16 protein-coding genes are annotated in these 14,770 nt (G+C 56.0%); 8 read left to right on the forward strand and 8 right to left on the reverse strand.

Going from position 1 to position 14,770, the window contains the following annotated elements; all coding sequences use genetic code 11:
• Positions 1-358: 358 nt before the first annotated feature.
• Both HY298_15555 and HY298_15560 read left to right on the forward strand, forming a co-directional pair.
• Positions 359-847 (forward strand): AI-2E family transporter, encoded by a 489-nt coding sequence (locus tag HY298_15555; GenBank protein ID MBI3851673.1) that lies wholly within the window; start codon positions 359-361, stop codon positions 845-847.
• Complete coding sequence (locus HY298_15560) at positions 835-1,353, forward strand: AI-2E family transporter (GenBank protein MBI3851674.1); 519 nt, start codon at positions 835-837, stop codon at positions 1,351-1,353. The genes HY298_15555 and HY298_15560 overlap by 13 nt, the downstream gene beginning before the upstream one ends.
• Positions 1,354-1,379: 26 nt before the next feature.
• Here HY298_15560 and HY298_15565 read toward each other — a convergent pair whose 3' ends face one another.
• Positions 1,380-1,646, reverse strand: coding sequence for a hypothetical protein (locus tag HY298_15565; protein MBI3851675.1), 267 nt, complete (start codon positions 1,644-1,646; stop codon positions 1,380-1,382).
• Between the two features lie 247 nt (positions 1,647-1,893).
• On the opposite strand from HY298_15565, the gene HY298_15570 reads away from it, so the two are divergent.
• Positions 1,894-3,036: a hypothetical protein gene (locus tag HY298_15570; protein MBI3851676.1), complete on the forward strand. Its 1,143-nt coding sequence runs from the start codon at positions 1,894-1,896 to the stop codon at positions 3,034-3,036.
• 79 nt (positions 3,037-3,115) lie between these two features.
• On the opposite strand, the gene HY298_15575 is transcribed toward HY298_15570, so the two are convergent.
• The gene (locus HY298_15575; protein ID MBI3851677.1) at positions 3,116-3,406 is read right to left on the reverse strand and encodes a hypothetical protein; all 291 of its coding nucleotides are present in this window, start codon (positions 3,404-3,406) and stop codon (positions 3,116-3,118) included.
• Here HY298_15575 and HY298_15580 point away from each other — a divergent pair.
• The 4 genes from HY298_15580 to HY298_15595 all read left to right on the forward strand — a co-directional run bounded on the left by HY298_15580 (position 3,405) and on the right by HY298_15595 (position 6,018).
• Complete coding sequence (locus HY298_15580; GenBank protein ID MBI3851678.1) at positions 3,405-3,566, forward strand: DUF1328 domain-containing protein; 162 nt, start codon at positions 3,405-3,407, stop codon at positions 3,564-3,566. The two genes, HY298_15575 and HY298_15580, sit on opposite strands and share 2 nt — an antisense overlap.
• 29 nt (positions 3,567-3,595) lie before the next feature.
• Complete coding sequence (locus HY298_15585) at positions 3,596-4,345, forward strand: BON domain-containing protein (protein MBI3851679.1); 750 nt, start codon at positions 3,596-3,598, stop codon at positions 4,343-4,345.
• Positions 4,346-4,430: 85 nt separating this feature from the next.
• Positions 4,431-4,883 (forward strand): hypothetical protein, encoded by a 453-nt coding sequence (locus HY298_15590; GenBank protein MBI3851680.1) that lies wholly within the window; start codon positions 4,431-4,433, stop codon positions 4,881-4,883.
• Positions 4,884-5,025: 142 nt separating this feature from the next.
• Positions 5,026-6,018, forward strand: a complete 993-nt coding sequence (locus HY298_15595) for an XdhC family protein (GenBank protein ID MBI3851681.1) — start codon at positions 5,026-5,028, stop codon at positions 6,016-6,018.
• Between the two features lie 117 nt (positions 6,019-6,135).
• Here HY298_15595 and HY298_15600 read toward each other — a convergent pair whose 3' ends face one another.
• The gene (locus HY298_15600; protein ID MBI3851682.1) at positions 6,136-6,504 is read right to left on the reverse strand and encodes a hypothetical protein; all 369 of its coding nucleotides are present in this window, start codon (positions 6,502-6,504) and stop codon (positions 6,136-6,138) included.
• A gap of 1,026 nt (positions 6,505-7,530) precedes the next feature.
• Here HY298_15600 and HY298_15605 point away from each other — a divergent pair.
• Positions 7,531-8,253, forward strand: a complete 723-nt coding sequence (locus tag HY298_15605; GenBank protein ID MBI3851683.1) for a hypothetical protein — start codon at positions 7,531-7,533, stop codon at positions 8,251-8,253.
• A gap of 52 nt (positions 8,254-8,305) precedes the next feature.
• On the opposite strand, the gene HY298_15610 is transcribed toward HY298_15605, so the two are convergent.
• From HY298_15610 to yajC, 5 genes are all read right to left on the reverse strand, one after another.
• The gene (locus HY298_15610) at positions 8,306-8,677 is read right to left on the reverse strand and encodes a hypothetical protein (GenBank protein ID MBI3851684.1); all 372 of its coding nucleotides are present in this window, start codon (positions 8,675-8,677) and stop codon (positions 8,306-8,308) included.
• Between the two features lie 284 nt (positions 8,678-8,961).
• On the reverse strand, positions 8,962-10,713 hold the full coding sequence (recJ, locus tag HY298_15615; protein MBI3851685.1) for a single-stranded-DNA-specific exonuclease RecJ: 1,752 nt from the start codon (positions 10,711-10,713) through the stop codon (positions 8,962-8,964).
• Entirely contained in the window at positions 10,713-11,642 is a 930-nt protein-coding gene (locus tag HY298_15620) for a TerC family protein (protein MBI3851686.1), read from the reverse strand. Before HY298_15620 ends, recJ begins: the two co-directional genes overlap by 1 nt.
• A 10-nt stretch (positions 11,643-11,652) precedes the next feature.
• Entirely contained in the window at positions 11,653-14,202 is a 2,550-nt protein-coding gene (secD, locus tag HY298_15625) for a protein translocase subunit SecD (GenBank protein MBI3851687.1), read from the reverse strand.
• Between the two features lie 9 nt (positions 14,203-14,211).
• A complete protein-coding gene (gene yajC / locus HY298_15630; protein ID MBI3851688.1) occupies positions 14,212-14,559 on the reverse strand; it encodes a preprotein translocase subunit YajC in 348 nt (115 codons plus the stop codon).
• Positions 14,560-14,770 lie beyond the last annotated feature (211 nt).

The following is a 14,770-nucleotide window of genomic DNA, read 5'->3' on the forward strand; positions in this document are numbered from 1 at the left end:
ATTTCAGGCGCCAAATTCAGAAGGTTTTCCCCGCGGCGCTCCTTGCGGTTCCCAACTCGCTTGTTTTGGGGCTAGAGTTCCGATTCAACCCGCATGTTGGGTTGTTTGCCGATGCGCGTTACGTGTTTACCGATGGCGCCAGAAATTTTGGGGTCGGAAGACTGGGCGTGCGGTTATCGTTCTAGCTCGGACGACATCGTTGGTGATAGTGTGGAGGTGGCACCAAGAAGGACGATGACGTGAAGCTACGGGAACCAAGGTTGCTGCGCTCCATCCGTGCGACAAACGAGCTGCGGGAGACAGTCACATGTAAAAGCGTTCTTGGGATATCCGATCGGTTGCAATTGCAGGGCTGTTTGTGTTGGCCCTGTTCTATACCTTGCACGTGGCGCGGGTGTTTTTTCTTCCCGTAACTCTCGCGGTGCTGCTGAGTTTTCTGTTCAATCCAATAGTGCGTTGGTTGCACCGGCTGCACGTTCGACCACCAGCCGGGGCAGCGCTGGTGTTGACGGCATTGCTGACCGCGCTGGTTTGCAGTGCGCTGGCGCTTAGTAGACCAGCGGAGGAGTGGCTCAACAAAGCGTCCGAAACATTGCGACAGTTGGAGGCGCGCGTACGACAAGTGTCGCAGCCGGCGGCCAAGCTCGGCGCGGCGGCGGAGCAAGTTCAGCGGATGACGGACAGCGAGCGGGACACGACACGAAAGGTGCAAATGAAAACGCCGGGTTGGGGCGCGACTATGTTGACTTGGACAAAAGTGGTTGTCGTCGGCGCAGTCGTCGTGCTGGTGTTGCTCTATTTTCTGTTGGTGCGGGGGACACTTTTGTTCGGAAAGTGGCCAAACTGATGCGTCTGGAGGAGAAGACACGGGTCGCCGAAATCGCACGCGAGATCGAGCATGCCGTCTCAAAGTACCTATTCACGATCACGATCATCAATTGTTGTCTCGGCGCGATCGTCGGGTTGGTCATGTTTCTTATCGGACTGCCGAACCCGGTGTTGTGGGGAACGATGGCAGCGCTGCTTAATTTTATTCCATATTTCGGACCGCTGACCGGCTGCTTCGTGCTGGCGCTGGCGGCGCTCATGCAATCTCAAGCGTGGAACCAGGTGCTGCTCGCGCCCGCGGTGTATTTATGTCTCCACGGCATCGAGGCAAACTTGATCACACCAATCATCCTGGGCCAGCGCCTCACGCTCCATCCTTTGGGGGCGTTTGTGTCGCTGGTATTCTGGGGTTGGTTCTGGGGTGTTGTCGGGGCGTTGATAGCAGTACCGATTATGATGACGGTAAAGATTGTATGCGATCACATCGAACCACTAGCGCCAATCGACGAATTCTTGCGGCGTTAGTATCAAGACTCACTCTTGCAGTGCCATCAATAAAGTGGAGGCCGGGAGCGCAATTCGCGAATCACGCCAGCTAGATGCCAGCGAAAGTTCCCATTCTTGCGGAGGGCGAGTAAATGGAGGCCCATTTGACCTCGTGGAGTACGGGACATGATCAAGAGCACGTACCTCCTCAGATTTTGCAGTTCCAAGACGGGTTTACCATAGCGGACGGAGCCCTGCGCCTGTTTCGCGATGTCTTCGGAGCTCTCCTGCGCTTCCTGATTGACCGTGCTCACATGTTGTTCGCTTTTCATGTTTGTTCTTCCATGTCCGTTTAACATTCCAATCTGACGCCATTGGTTTCAATTGGCGGCGCCGCCCACTGCACCCTCGGATAAAAGCCGGGGTCGGGTCGGACGCACACCCAGGGCACGATCAGCCTTGGCACCGATTGTTTGCCACCAACTTGCGAATTAAGTTTTGGACAATGAAGAGAAGATCATGAAGCGCGAACGTTTAACAAATGCTTGGCGTTCGCTTACGAAAATGAAAGGAAGATTTATGAAATCATTGTTAAGAATAGTGGGGATTGGGTTGGTGGGGAGTTCCAGCTTGGGCGTGTTCAATGCTCGCGCGGACCTGGAGGTTTCAGCGTCAGTCAACATTCACGCCCAAGCCGACTTCTACGCGCCGCTCTCGTCGCATGGCGCGTGGATTGAGGTGGGTTCTTACGGACGTTGTTGGCGTCCGACCGGCGTCGCCGTTGAATGGCGGCCGTATTGTTACGGTCATTGGGTTTGGACGGACTGCGGCTGGTACTGGGCCAGCGACGAACCGTGGGGATGGGCTTGTTACCATTACGGCTCCTGGGTTTATGACCCGGTTCAAGCCTGGATCTGGGTTCCTGGCATCGAATGGGGACCAGCGTGGGTTTCTTGGCGGGTTGGTGGCGGCTATATCGGTTGGGCGCCGCTGCCACCGCCTCACGTGTCGGTGTCGGTTGCCTTGGGCGCACCGGCGTTCGTCTTCGTTGAGACAGCCCGGTTTCACGACCCGATTAGACCGTCCTCGGTGGTCGTGAACAATACGACGATCATCAACAAGACGACTGTCATCAACAATATCAAGCACGAGACGCGGACAGTCGGCGGCGGACGACAAAAGGTTGTGGTTAATGAGGGACCTGGACTGGCTGTGGTTCAAAAAGCGACGGGCAAACAGGTCAAAACCGTTCCAATTCAGGAAGCCGCTCGGCAGTCCCCGGCACCTCCCGAAGTAACTCGTGGCAAAAATGAGCCCAAGAGCAACGCAAAGCCTTCGGTCGCGCCGTCGGAGCAACCCAAGTCAGCACCAGAGCGTAAAGCGGTGCCGGGTAAGAAATCCGAACCGCCGGCCAAACGAACGGCTCCCGACGCGGCCAAAAAGCCCGACAAAGAAAAACCGTCGGTTGCGCCTTCGGAAGAACCGAAGTTGGGACCGGAGCGCAAGTCACCGCCAAGCGAGAAACGAGCGCAGCCGGAAAAACCGACGCGGCCGAACATAGACAAGAACCGGCCGCCTGGTAAAGAAGACATCGCTCCCGAGCCGAAACGGCGGCTGACACCCGCGCAACCTCCAGAAAAGCCGGCTAGACCACCGGAAGGAAAAGGCGAGGGCAAGAATCCCGGAAAAGAGGACAAGGGTCCTGAAAAAGATAAGCCTTAAACGCGGGATGTGTGACGGCCTGAACGGTAGAACGGTCGTCGCCGTCTCGCACACGAGAGAAAGGATTATATGAAAAAGCTCAAATATTTTCTGGCGTTGGTTTTGGTGGTGCTCGCCGGCTGTCGTACTCTGCCAGTGCCGCCAGGACCACCGGGATTGCCGCCTCCACCATTCCTGCCTCATCCGTAATGGCGGACTGAATCAGCGAAGGAACTTTATGAACACAAACGCCAACAGAACCAAACGAGAGAACATGCTCGATGAGCACAGACTGAAACCGGTGGAGTGGTCCGAAGCCGCCCCGTTTACCGTGGAAGCAAACGGCCGCTTCGGAGCCACGAACCGAACAAAACTGGAAAGGAATCATCATGTTAAACTGGACATTGGCATTCCTCGTAATCGCCCTCCTGGCAGCCTTGCTTGGCTTCGCTGGAATCGCCGGAACAGCCGCGTGGATCGCGCAAGTGCTCTTCGTGCTCTTTCTGGTGTTGTTTCTGGTGTCGCTGATCTTCGGACGCAAGCGGGTCTGACGGAACCAAAACTGAACCAAAGGAATACTATGAAAACAAAATACACGTTGGTTTTGATGACTGTGCTGGCCACGGTCATCACCTGCACGCCGTTGCGCGCCGCACGCAGTGATGATGCGCGTATCGTCGCGGCGGCCAAACAGTCTTATGTCTATCGCACTTATCTGAAGAACGATGACATCAAGATTCAATCGAAGGACGGACTTGTAACCTTGAAGGGTGAAGTTTCCGATCGCTCTCATAAAGACATGGCGGCGGATACGGTAGAAAGCCTCCCGGGCGTCAAGAGTGTCGATAATCAACTCGTGGTAAAACCAGCCGACGAACACTCCGACGGCTGGATCGAGTTCAAAGTCAAGTCCGCGCTGCTCTTTCATCGCAGCGTCAGCGGCACCAGGACGACCGTCGCAGTCAAAGATGGCATGGTAACCTTGAGCGGCACCGCCTCCAGCCAGGCCGAAAAGGACCTGACTGAGGAATACGCCAAGGACATTGAAGGCGTCAAAGGGGTCAAAAATGAGATGACGGTCTCCACCACGCCGCCACCTCGGCGCATGGGTGAGGTGATCGATGACGCCTCGATCACGGCACAGGTCAAGTCCGCGCTGCTCACGCATCGCTCGACGAGCGCCATCAAGACCAAGGTGACCACCCGGGGAGGTGTGGTCACGGTGAGTGGAGAGGCGAAAAACCAGGCTGAGAAAGACCTCGTCACCAAGCTCGCCAATGACATTCACGGCGTGAAAAGTGTCGTAAACGCCATGGAGGTGAAAGGGTAAGGCACGCCACAAACGGGAACTGGGTGGTTGTATCCACTTGCACCGCCCAGTTCCCACTCTCGCCATCTTGAACCGGGGTGATTTTATGAAATTGAAACATCAAATTGCATTGGCCGCGGCCTTGACCCTGCTGGTGGGTTGCAACAAGACGGATCAAACCCAGAACCAGGAACAAACAAATGGATCCGTCACAGCCAGACAAGTCACGGAGACCTACAAAGACGCCGCCGTGGCCACCAAAAATTACGTGGTCGAAAACAAAGATGAATTCGTCGCGTCGATGGATACGAAACTGAAGGAATTGGATGCCAATATCGCCGAACTCGCCAAAAAGTCGGAGGGCTACAAGGACGACGCCAAGGTTCAGGCGGACAAAGCGCTGGCCGCATTGCGCGAGCAGCGTGACAAGGCCAAGGCAAAATTTGAGGAAGCGAAAGCGGCGAGCGCCGAGACTTGGAAAGATGTCAAAGCCGGTTTTGCCTCAGCCATGGACGAATTGGAAAAGGCCTACGAGAGCGCCAAGTCAAAGTTCAACTAAGCCGGGTATCTCACGGGTTGATCAACTGGCAGTACCGGCACGTGAGCTTGCTGTCACGCCGAGGGCAGCGTAATAATTTGGCAACCGCTGGTATTCCGATTGACGAACAATTCTTCGGACTACCCTGAATGGTTGCCAAATCGTGAAAAATCTCGTCTTCCAGGCCCTCGCCGAGGCCGCGCACAGCGGTGAACCGGTGGCGCTCGGCGTCATCTCCGGCGTCAAAGGCTCCAGCCCGCAAAAAGTTGGCGCCAAGGCTCTCTTCTACGCCGATGGCCGGATCAAGGGAACACTCGGCGGCGGCTGCCTTGAAGCGGAGATTCAGCATCGCGCAATTCAATCCTTGCGAAGCGGAGAAGCCGAGACCTTCGATTTGCTGCTCGATCACGATTTCGGCTGGGATGATGGTTTGATTTGCGGCGGCAAAGTTTTCGGCGTGATTCTGCCCAATGCGCAGAAGGTCGGGGAACATTTCTGGAACATTCTCGCGGAGCGTAGCGCCACAAAAACGTGGGGCGTGAAGAAAGATTTTGTGGTCGCGCTGGCTGAAGCCCACACACCCACTTTCCCACTTTCCCACTTTCCCTCCGCCGACTGGCTTTATCATGAAACCATCACGCCGCCTTGCGCCTTGTGGATCGCAGGCGCGGGTCACATCGCCCAAGCCGTCGCCCCCCTCGCGCTGCAACTTGATTTCAACGTCACGGTGTTCGATGACCGTCCGGCGTTGTGCAACCATCAGTTCTTTCCACGTGAAGTTTCATTAAAGGCCGATGTCTGGGAAAAACTCAGCGTCTTGCCGCTGCCCAAGGTTCCGAGCTTTGCGTTGATCGTGACGCGTGGCCATCGCCACGACGCGCTCGTGCTTCGGGATTGGATTCATAAGCCATTTCTCTTTTTTGGCATGATCGGCAGCCAACGCAAAGCGCACACAATCTTCGAACACTTTCTCGAAGAAAAAATTGCCACGCCGGAACAGTTGCAGCGTGTTGCGTGTCCCGTGGGAATCCAGATCAAATCGCAAAGTGTGCAGGAAATTGCCGTGAGCATCATGGCGCAATTCATCGAGAAGCGGGCGGAGTTGGTCTCGGAGAGGCAGGCAGCCTCGGCAGCGCAATTCGAGTTGGTGCGATAGCGGCGGAAAACACTGAAAAGCTGACAAGCTGTGATTTTTGCATTCTGGTGCTTGAGTGTTTGAGCTTTTTCTACCGTGCGGATTTTCTGGATTTCATCGACAAGCCTTACTAAAATTTCATGATGAGCAACGAACCTCATCGTCTGAAAGCCACTGGTTGTCGAAGCGATAGATGACCTCATATACGGGATTGCGGTCGCGTTCGAATCGCCGATCAGTGACTAGAATGCGACCGGCAACTTTCGGCTTGAGATCATCAGCAATTGTCGAAAACGAGATATTAGTCGCATAAATGGCGTACGAGCGCAGTAATTGAAGGTCGTTTGTGCTGACCCCATTCGCCTTCGGAGCATATACTAAGAACACCGCCCTTTCGGGGATCGAGTAGCGGCCTTCGGTCTGGAAGGACTCGACCTTAAGCACAGCGTTCGTAAATCCCTTATCGAACGGCGAACCCCACTTGCTCTCAATAGGTGGGCCTGTCATGAAACCTGCATCTTCATCCTTCCAGCGAAGGACGCGGCCATCGCTGTACAGGATTGCGAAGGCAGGTAGCCATGACAAAAAAGAGCTTCTCGTCCTGGCGCGGGGAATGCCATCCGGCACGCGGTAGCAACGGGCGTAAGCTTTTTGCCATTCGACCCCGCTGCGTCTGGAGAATAAACGATATATCGGATACCCTCCGGGATAGTCATGCAGCTTTGAATCATCCTTTGACCTCTTTTAGCGTTCACCGTGATGCCATCTATCCTCCACCAAGCATTGCTGTAACTCAAAGCCACAACAGTGTCTGAGCTGGTCGACGCCTCTGCCGCAGTCGGGAAGAATTCCGAGGTCCGGACCCTCATTTGAACCTTGAACGAAAGTGGAAAACTGGCGTTGCCTTTGTCATCTGCCAAGGCCACGAGATCACAAACTACCGTTGACAGAACGGTCAGAGCCAAGACCCACCACCTGGGCGTACGCAGTGTTTGGCAGCCACCCTTAATCCAACGGCCTGTCCATCTCTGCACACCGCAAAGTACATTGCGAAATGGATTAGTCCCTAGTTTTGACACAAAAGTTCCTTCACCAGGGGCTTGCGCTTGCACGACTGCGCACGATCAGTGCCCCAAGACATTGCTATTTTCCTCATGCTGCGAACAGAAGGCAAGTGGACAAATGCGGGACCACAGCGGCCTCCGTGCTGCACCGTCGCCCAAAGTCTCATTGCCATAGTTCTGCCAATGGTTGATGGCTTGACTGCTTTCATCACAACAAAACGGATCTGCGTAGAACTCTGTCTGGGTAGGGCGGGGCGGGTTCAATGTTTTGCCAGTCGTTTGTCAACAGTTTTTAAAAGTATTTTCTGTGTGGTTCGAAAAACTGAAAAGCCAAGGGAAAGGGGGCACGCTGCAGGAACGGTTAACTGCTTGACGCCCGCCCGGCGTTGGACTTTAGCTCAAACATTGCCGAATTTCGGTTGCATAAGGGCGAGAGATTCACCCGGAGGCAGGTTTCGATTGTGTGATTATGACGGTTAAACCGGACAAAAGAGGGGAATCGAAGGCCAAATCGGTATTTCGGTTTTTGAAGCGGTATGTCCAGGCAACGGCGACCATGTTCGCCGTGATCGGGCTGTTAATGCTTTTGGTTGGTTTGGACGACATACCACCGTTGCGGCAGCAGGATGCTTTGTTTGGCCTCACTACCCGCACGGTGCTGGTATTGGCCGGGGTGTTGCATTTGGCGGTCAGCGGCTACTTGTTTGTGGGTCGGGATTTAATGAACCAAGGGATAGTGACGTCATGGGCGGGTCTGAATCACTTGGTTTATCTTTTAGGGATGGTTTGGTTGAAGGCGGCGGCTCCATTTCCAGCAGTGGTGGCGCTCGCATGGAAGCTAGGGGTTGCGAAAGTGGCGGGCATCCTTTGGATACTGTTTATCGTCTATCTCGTACTGGGGAGTCTCCTGATCCTCATCCTTGAGTGGCGGCAGTGGAAGCAGTCGGAGGCCGAGGCGTTTTTCAAGCGCTGGCGCGAGGTTCGTGCGCATGAACTGGCCAGGGGAGATTCACACTTAAGAAACGCCACCAAAGCGGAAGTGACTGCCAAATCCCTTCCTGAATTCAAATTCTCTTGTCCTAGCTGCGGACAACATAGACGGTGCGATGCCGGATACATGGGCAGGCAGATCAACTGTCCATCTTGCAAAAACCAAATCGTGGTCCCTCAAGCAAACGCCCGGCAAAGTTAAACAGGATATTCGGCGGAGCAATCGCATTCTCACCTCGTCAACTTGGCCGCACTCACTTTGAGTTTTTGGCTTCCTTGTCGCGCGCCTCGGATTCGAGGTGAAACTTGTGCAAGAAGCGGTGCACGACCGGGGCCAGCATGAGTCCCGCCGTCGTGATGAACACAATGCCGCTGAACAGAGCGTAGAACCCGGCGAACACCTTGCCGGCATTTGTTTGCAAGGGCGTCGATGGCCCCATGCCGGACAAAATCATGGCGGCGTTGACGAAGGAATCGACCCACGAAAAGTTTTCGAAGTGGTGATAGCCAAGCATCCCAATACTCAGCGAAATCGCGATGACAATCAAGCCGATGGCAACGCTCCTGGCTAAACGCGCGTAAAACGCGCGGCGCGGCAGAAGTTTGCTTTTGCGATGCTCGAACATGCCATTTTTTCCATATTGAACCCGGCCATCTCGATTGCAATGATTTTAGAGCCAATCAAATCCAGGCGAGCGAATTTCAAGAAGACGGAAAACGATTCTCCCTCTCCTTGGGGAGAGGGCCGGGAGAGCCTCGGACAAAAAGATCAACAAGTTTTTAGCTCGCCCTCATCCTGACCTTCTCCCCCAGGAGAAGGAACTCGCGTGGTTCATTTCTAGTCTTGAGGAGAACCGTCCGGCGAATCCAGTCGCGCAAATTTCAAGCAGACGGCGAAACGTGCGACCGCTCACGCCGGTCGCCAATCCAAAACCTTCAACTGCACCGCGCGCCGGCCATTGTATTCGTTGATCTGCGGCGCGAAGGCGAGATCGAACTGACCGACCGGCAGCGATTCGTTGCCCGCGCGCCACCAGACCGCCTCGTGCGTGGCAGTGCCGTCCGTGACCCAGAGTTTGACATGCTGTTTGTCCGCGCCGATTCGTTGCAATGGGCGTTGATGCGTGACACGGCGGGTGGCGAGTTGAACGACGGGATTTCCCTGTCCCATCGGTTTCAATTGGTTGAACTCCATCAGCCGTTCCAAAGTCAGATCGGCGAGCGAAATTTCCGCATCGACCCTCAGCGCCGGTTGCAGTTGATCGGGCTTCAGCAGGCGGCGCGCAAGGTCGTTGAGGCGAAGGCGCAAGGCATCCAGATTGTCCGGTTGAATCGTCAAGCCCGCCGCCATCGCATGGCCGCCGTGACGCACCAACAGGTCGTTGCACTCGCGCAACGCCGCCGCCAGATCGAAGCCTTCGATGCTGCGGCCCGACCCGCGCCATTCGCCGCTCTCGCCACCGACGATAATCGTGGGCCGATAAAACTGCTGCAACACGCGCGACGCCACGATGCCAACCACGCCGATGTGCCAGAGCAACTGCCCTTCCACGATGACGAAGTCCGTCTGGGGATTGAAGCGCGCGCGTAGTGCGCCGATGACTTCGTCAGCAATGCTGCGCTCGATTTTCTGTCGCTCACGATTGTGCGCATCGAGATTTTGCGCCAGCGGCATTGCTTCGGCCAGGTCGCGCGCCATGAGCAGGTGCAAGGCTTCTTCTGCGTTCTCCAAACGTCCGGCGGCGTTCAAGCGCGGCGCCAGTTGAAAACCGACTTCGTAGGTGCCGAGTTGCGCCGGGGACTGCGCCACTTTTTTCAAAGCGAGCAGACCGGGTCGCTGAGTGGTGTTCAAGCGCTCCAGGCCCATCGCCACGAAAATGCGGTTCTCCCCGGACAACGGCACGATGTCCGCAATCGTGCCAAGCGCGACGAGGTCCAGCAGCGGGCGCAGGTCGTAAGCGCGGGCTTCCGCCAGCCCAAGATCGCGTCCGCGTTTCACAAGGGCGTGGGCGAGTTTGAACGCGAGACCGACGGAGCAGAGTTCAGTGAAGGTTGGAGTCCAGCCTTTAGGCTGTTCCGGGTCCGAACCAGCTAAAGCTTGAACTCCAACTTGCGGGTTGACGAGCGCAGTGGCGGCGGGCGCGGGTGAGGAAACCTGATGATGATCGAGCACCAGCACATCGATGCCGCGTTGACGCAGCCAGTCGATGGTCGTCACTGCCGTCGAGCCGCAGTCCACCGCCAGCAGGAGTTTGACGGGAAATTTTTGGAGGCAGTTCTCCACGCCATCCTGACTCAAGCCATAGCCTTCTTCCATCCGGTGCGGCAGATAATAATGAACGGTCCATCCCAGCGATCGCAACACCTCGACCAGCAGCGCCGTGGAGGTGACGCCGTCCACATCGTAGTCGCCAAAGATTACGAGCGGTTCGGCGCGGGCGCGGGCGAGGAACAGACGCGCCACTGCCGTGTCCATGTCCGGCAAAAAGAAAGGATCGGCGAGTTGTTTGAGGCGCGGTCGCAGGAAATTGTTGATGGCTGTCGGCTCGCTAAACCCTCGATTGAGCAGGCATTGCGCGAGCAGCGAAGAAACTTTCAGTTCGGACGCCAACCGTTCCGCCAATAAAGGCTGCGGCGGCGCCAATGACCAGCGGTATTTCATCAGCGATGCGGCCGGTTGCAGACCGAGGCCAGGATGGAAATCAGAATGATGCCGGCGACGATCACCAGGGAGACGGTGGTTGACGTTTCATAACCCCAGATTTCCGCCAGCATCTTGCCACCAATGAACACCAGCACAATCGAGAGACCAAACTTGAGAAAGCGAAAATGATCAATCGCCCCGGCCAGCACGAAATAAAGCGAGCGCAGACCGAGAATGGCGAACACGTTCGAGGTGAAAACGATGAACGGTTTTTGCGTGACGGCGAAAATGGCGGGGATGGAATCCACCGCGAAAATCAAATCAGTCGTCTCCACTGTCAACAAGACCAACGCCAGCGGCGTCAATACCCAGCGGCCGTGGCGGCGCAACAGATATTTCTGCCCCTCATACTCGGTGGCGACCGGAAAGAATTTGCGCGCCAGCCGGATGATCAGATTCTTTTCCGGATGCACGCCGACCTCCCCGGCAAAAAACATTCTGACCCCGGTGAACATGAGGAACGCGCCGAAGACATACAGCATCCAATGAAACCGGAGGATCAACACCGAACCCAAGCCGATCATCACCCCGCGCATCAGAAGAGCGCCCAAAATGCCCCAGAATAACACGCGATGTTGATAATGTGATGGCACTCGGAAATACGTGAAGATCAGCGCGATCACAAACACGTTGTCCATCGACAGCGACAGTTCGATGAGGTAGCCCGTCAGGAACTCGACGGTTTCCTGCTTGCCGCGCAACGGCGCCAATCCAACGGCAAACAACATCGCCAGCGTGCACCAGACCGTGGTCCAGGCCAGCGCCTCCTTGAAACGCACCACATGCGCCTGCCGGTGGAACAAGCCAAGATCCACCGCCAGAAAAATCAGCACGCAACTGACAAACCCCACCCAATGCCACGGAGTGATGGTAATCGTCGCAAGCATGACGGGATCGTCAGCCGCGCGTCGTGACGGTTTGATCCATCACCACCTGTGAGGCGCCCATCTTGGGCCGTTCGCCTTTGTGCCACCAAAGGACGAGCGCACTGGCGATGTAGATGCTCGAGTAGGTGCCGGTGAGAATGCCGACGAGAAACGTGAAGGCAAAGTCGTTGATCACGCCGCCGCCAAACAGGTAAAGACAGAGGGTGGCGATGAACACGGTACCGCTGGTGATGATGGTCCGGCTCAACGTCTGGTTAAGCGCCTGGTTCATCACTTCCTTGAACGTGCCACGCACGCCCAGCTTCAGGTCTTCCCGAATCCGGTCGAAGATGACGATGGTGTCGTTGATCGAGAAACCGATGATCGTGAGGATGGCGGCCACGATCGGCGCGCTCAGTTCCCGACCACTCAGGAAGAACCAGCCCATCGTCATCAGAATGTCGTGGATGATGGCCACGACCGCGCCAACAGAGAAGGAGAATTCATAGCGGAACGCGACATAGACCAGGATGCCAAACATCGCCAGCAGCGAGGCGAGAATTGCAACCCGCGTGATCTCTGCGCCAACCGTCGGGCCGACCTTGTCCACGGAGAGTGACTTGAATTGCGCCGCCGGGAATTTTCGTTCCAACTCGGTCTTCACTTTGTCAGCGCTGTTGAACGCGGTGGTGATGCGCAGGTTTTCCGTTTTTGTTGCAATGTCCTTCTGGTACTGAATTGCGGCATCGCCCACGTTGAGCGTCTTCAAGGTGTCGCGGATTTTATCCACCTCGACCTTTTGCGCGAAGCTATAGGTCTGCTGGTCGCCGCCGACAAAATCCACACCCAGCACGCCGTGCCCACGGACGAAGATGCCGTAACCGTTGCCGATGACAATCAACAGCCAGGAGGCGATAAAGGCAGGCGCCGCCCATTTCATGAAATCGATTTTGCTGCCGCGTATGATGTGCAGCATTGGCAGTTTCTTGAGCCATTCCTTGGCCAGCAGCCAGTCGAAAATCAGGCGGGTGACAACCAGCGCCGTGAACATGCTGACGGTCACACCAATCGTCAGCGTCACGCCGAACCCTTTCACCGGCCCGGTGCCCATGAAAATCAAAATGACCGATGAAATGAGCGTGGTAAGGTTCGAATCGAAGATGGTGCCGAAGGCTTTGTTGTAGCCGGCGGCCAGCGCGCCACGCATCGATTTGCCCGCCGCCAGTTCTTCACGAATGCGCTCGAAGATGAGCACGTTGGCATCCACCGCCATGCCGATGGTCAGCACGATACCGGCAATGCCTGGCAGCGTGAGGGTCGTGCCAATCGAACACATGACCCCCATCAAAATGATGATGTTCAGGACCAGGGCGAGGTTGGCAACGAGGCCGGCGAACAAATAGTAAACCAACATGAAACCAGCGACGGCGATCGTGCCAATCAATGCCGCGTTCATCCCGCTGCGGATGGAATCTTTTCCGAGCGATGGATCCACTTCCCGTGATTCGATGATCTTGACCGGCGCTTCCAGCGGATTCTCCAGCACGTTCGCCAGTTGCTGCGCCTCTTCGGGTGTGAAACTGCCCTCGATCATCCCGCGCGCGCCGATTTCGCCGTTGATAACCGGCGCGGAATAAAGCTCGCCGTCCAACACGATGGCAAGTTGATGTCCGATGTTCTCGCGTGTCACCCTGGAGAAAATCTGCGCGCCTTCGTCGTTCAGGACAAAATCAATTTCCGGTGAATTATTGATCATGTTGCGACTAACCATGGCACTCTTGATGGATTTGCCGGTCAGTTCATGTTTCTTTTTGACGAGGTAGCCGGGCACGTCCTGCCCCGTTTTCGATTTATGCGGGTGCCGCAAAAACTCGTAGCCCGGTTCGGTTATTCCTTGCAGAACAAGGTCGTCGGTCTCCGGATGCGCCAGCCGAAATTCCAGATAAGCCGCCTTCTGGATCGTGATTCTGGCGGTCTCTCTTTCCGCTTCGGACAAGCCGGGCAGTTGAATCAGAATACGGTCCGCGCCCGCCGGCTGAATGATTGGTTCGGCCACGCCGAATTTATCCACACGCCGGCGCAGGACCTCGACCGCCTGCGATAAAATCCGTTCGTTCTTTTGCGACACATCTTGCGGCGAGGTGTTGGTGCTCAACTGATTCGTGCCAGCAGTTTCGGTGTTGGCCAGGCTCGTCGCTTTGGTCAGGTCCACACCCACGAGGAACGATGTGCCACCCTGCAAATCCAAACCCCGCTTGATCCGACCCGCGGCCTCACGTTGCAGACGATTCAGGATGGCGCGCGTCGGATTCGCTTCCTGCTTGATTTCAAAGAATGGAAAATAGCGCGTGATGTCATTCGTCCCGATCGCATCCAGCAGGTTGCCGAACGCGCGTTCCGCGTTTTTCTGCTGCAAGGGTTTGAGTGTGTCGATGATGTTCGTATAGGCGGCATCGCGTCGCACCGCGCGCTCTTGAAACACCAGTGTCAGGTCACGACCGTTGGGCGGATAAATTTCGTAAAACGACCAGATGACCGTTAGGACGACAAATATCCACTTCCAAAGATTATTTCGATTCATGACGGGAAATCAGGATGCGGTCGCTTCGCCGCCGCGTTCGGTGATCTCCGAGATGGCGGATTTGAGGACTTCCAGCTTGGTGTCGGCCGAGCGGAGGGAGACGGTTTTTTCCTTCACCGTGATGACCACGCCGACGACGCCGCCGCTGGTGACAATCTTGTCGCCCGAGCGAAGGGTTTTGAGCAGCGAGGCATGGTCCTTGGCCTTCTTCTGCTGAGGACGAATCAGAATAAAATAAAACACCACCACCATCAGGAGCAGCGGAACGATGTTCGTCCACACCGGCGGGGGCGCGGGCTTTTGCGCAGGCGCCGCGCCCGCCTCAGCCAGAAATGTAGTCACAGTGTTCAGATTCATCGGTTGCCACTCAATTAAGAGCCGCCAAATCTAGGGATGCAAGGGGGTTTGGCAAGTGTTTTAACGGGCTTTGTCGTGTAGCAAACAAAGTTGGAAAAGAGTGTGCGATCAAAGTTGGAATGGATTCAGAACACTGGGCAATGGAGCAGAACGATGGGTTTGGCTTCTGGGTCTGGAGCGTGGCGGAGGTAGTAAATGTCTCCATCGGGGC

Source organism: Verrucomicrobiota bacterium, assembly GCA_016200005.1.
Lineage (GTDB): Bacteria > Verrucomicrobiota > Verrucomicrobiia > Limisphaerales > PALSA-1396 > PALSA-1396.

Bases quoted from the DNA above. Each gene is read 5' to 3' on its own strand.
- HY298_15565 (MBI3851675.1), bottom strand. From the start codon at position 1,646: ATGAAAAGCGAACAACATGTGAGCACGGTCAATCAGGAAGCGCAGGAG.
- HY298_15570 (MBI3851676.1), top strand. From the start codon at position 1,894: ATGAAATCATTGTTAAGAATAGTGGGGATTGGGTTGGTGGGGAGTTCC.
- HY298_15580 (MBI3851678.1), top strand. From the start codon at position 3,405: ATGTTAAACTGGACATTGGCATTCCTCGTAATCGCCCTCCTGGCAGCC.
- HY298_15575 (MBI3851677.1), bottom strand. From the start codon at position 3,406: ATGATGATTCCTTTCCAGTTTTGTTCGGTTCGTGGCTCCGAAGCGGCC.
- HY298_15585 (MBI3851679.1), top strand. From the start codon at position 3,596: ATGAAAACAAAATACACGTTGGTTTTGATGACTGTGCTGGCCACGGTC.
- HY298_15590 (MBI3851680.1), top strand. From the start codon at position 4,431: ATGAAATTGAAACATCAAATTGCATTGGCCGCGGCCTTGACCCTGCTG.
- HY298_15600 (MBI3851682.1), bottom strand. From the start codon at position 6,504: ATGACAGGCCCACCTATTGAGAGCAAGTGGGGTTCGCCGTTCGATAAG.
- HY298_15605 (MBI3851683.1), top strand. From the start codon at position 7,531: ATGACGGTTAAACCGGACAAAAGAGGGGAATCGAAGGCCAAATCGGTA.
- HY298_15610 (MBI3851684.1), bottom strand. From the start codon at position 8,677: ATGTTCGAGCATCGCAAAAGCAAACTTCTGCCGCGCCGCGCGTTTTAC.
- recJ (MBI3851685.1), bottom strand. From the start codon at position 10,713: ATGAAATACCGCTGGTCATTGGCGCCGCCGCAGCCTTTATTGGCGGAA.
- HY298_15620 (MBI3851686.1), bottom strand. From the start codon at position 11,642: ATGCTTGCGACGATTACCATCACTCCGTGGCATTGGGTGGGGTTTGTC.
- secD (MBI3851687.1), bottom strand. From the start codon at position 14,202: ATGAATCGAAATAATCTTTGGAAGTGGATATTTGTCGTCCTAACGGTC.
- yajC (MBI3851688.1), bottom strand. From the start codon at position 14,559: ATGAATCTGAACACTGTGACTACATTTCTGGCTGAGGCGGGCGCGGCG.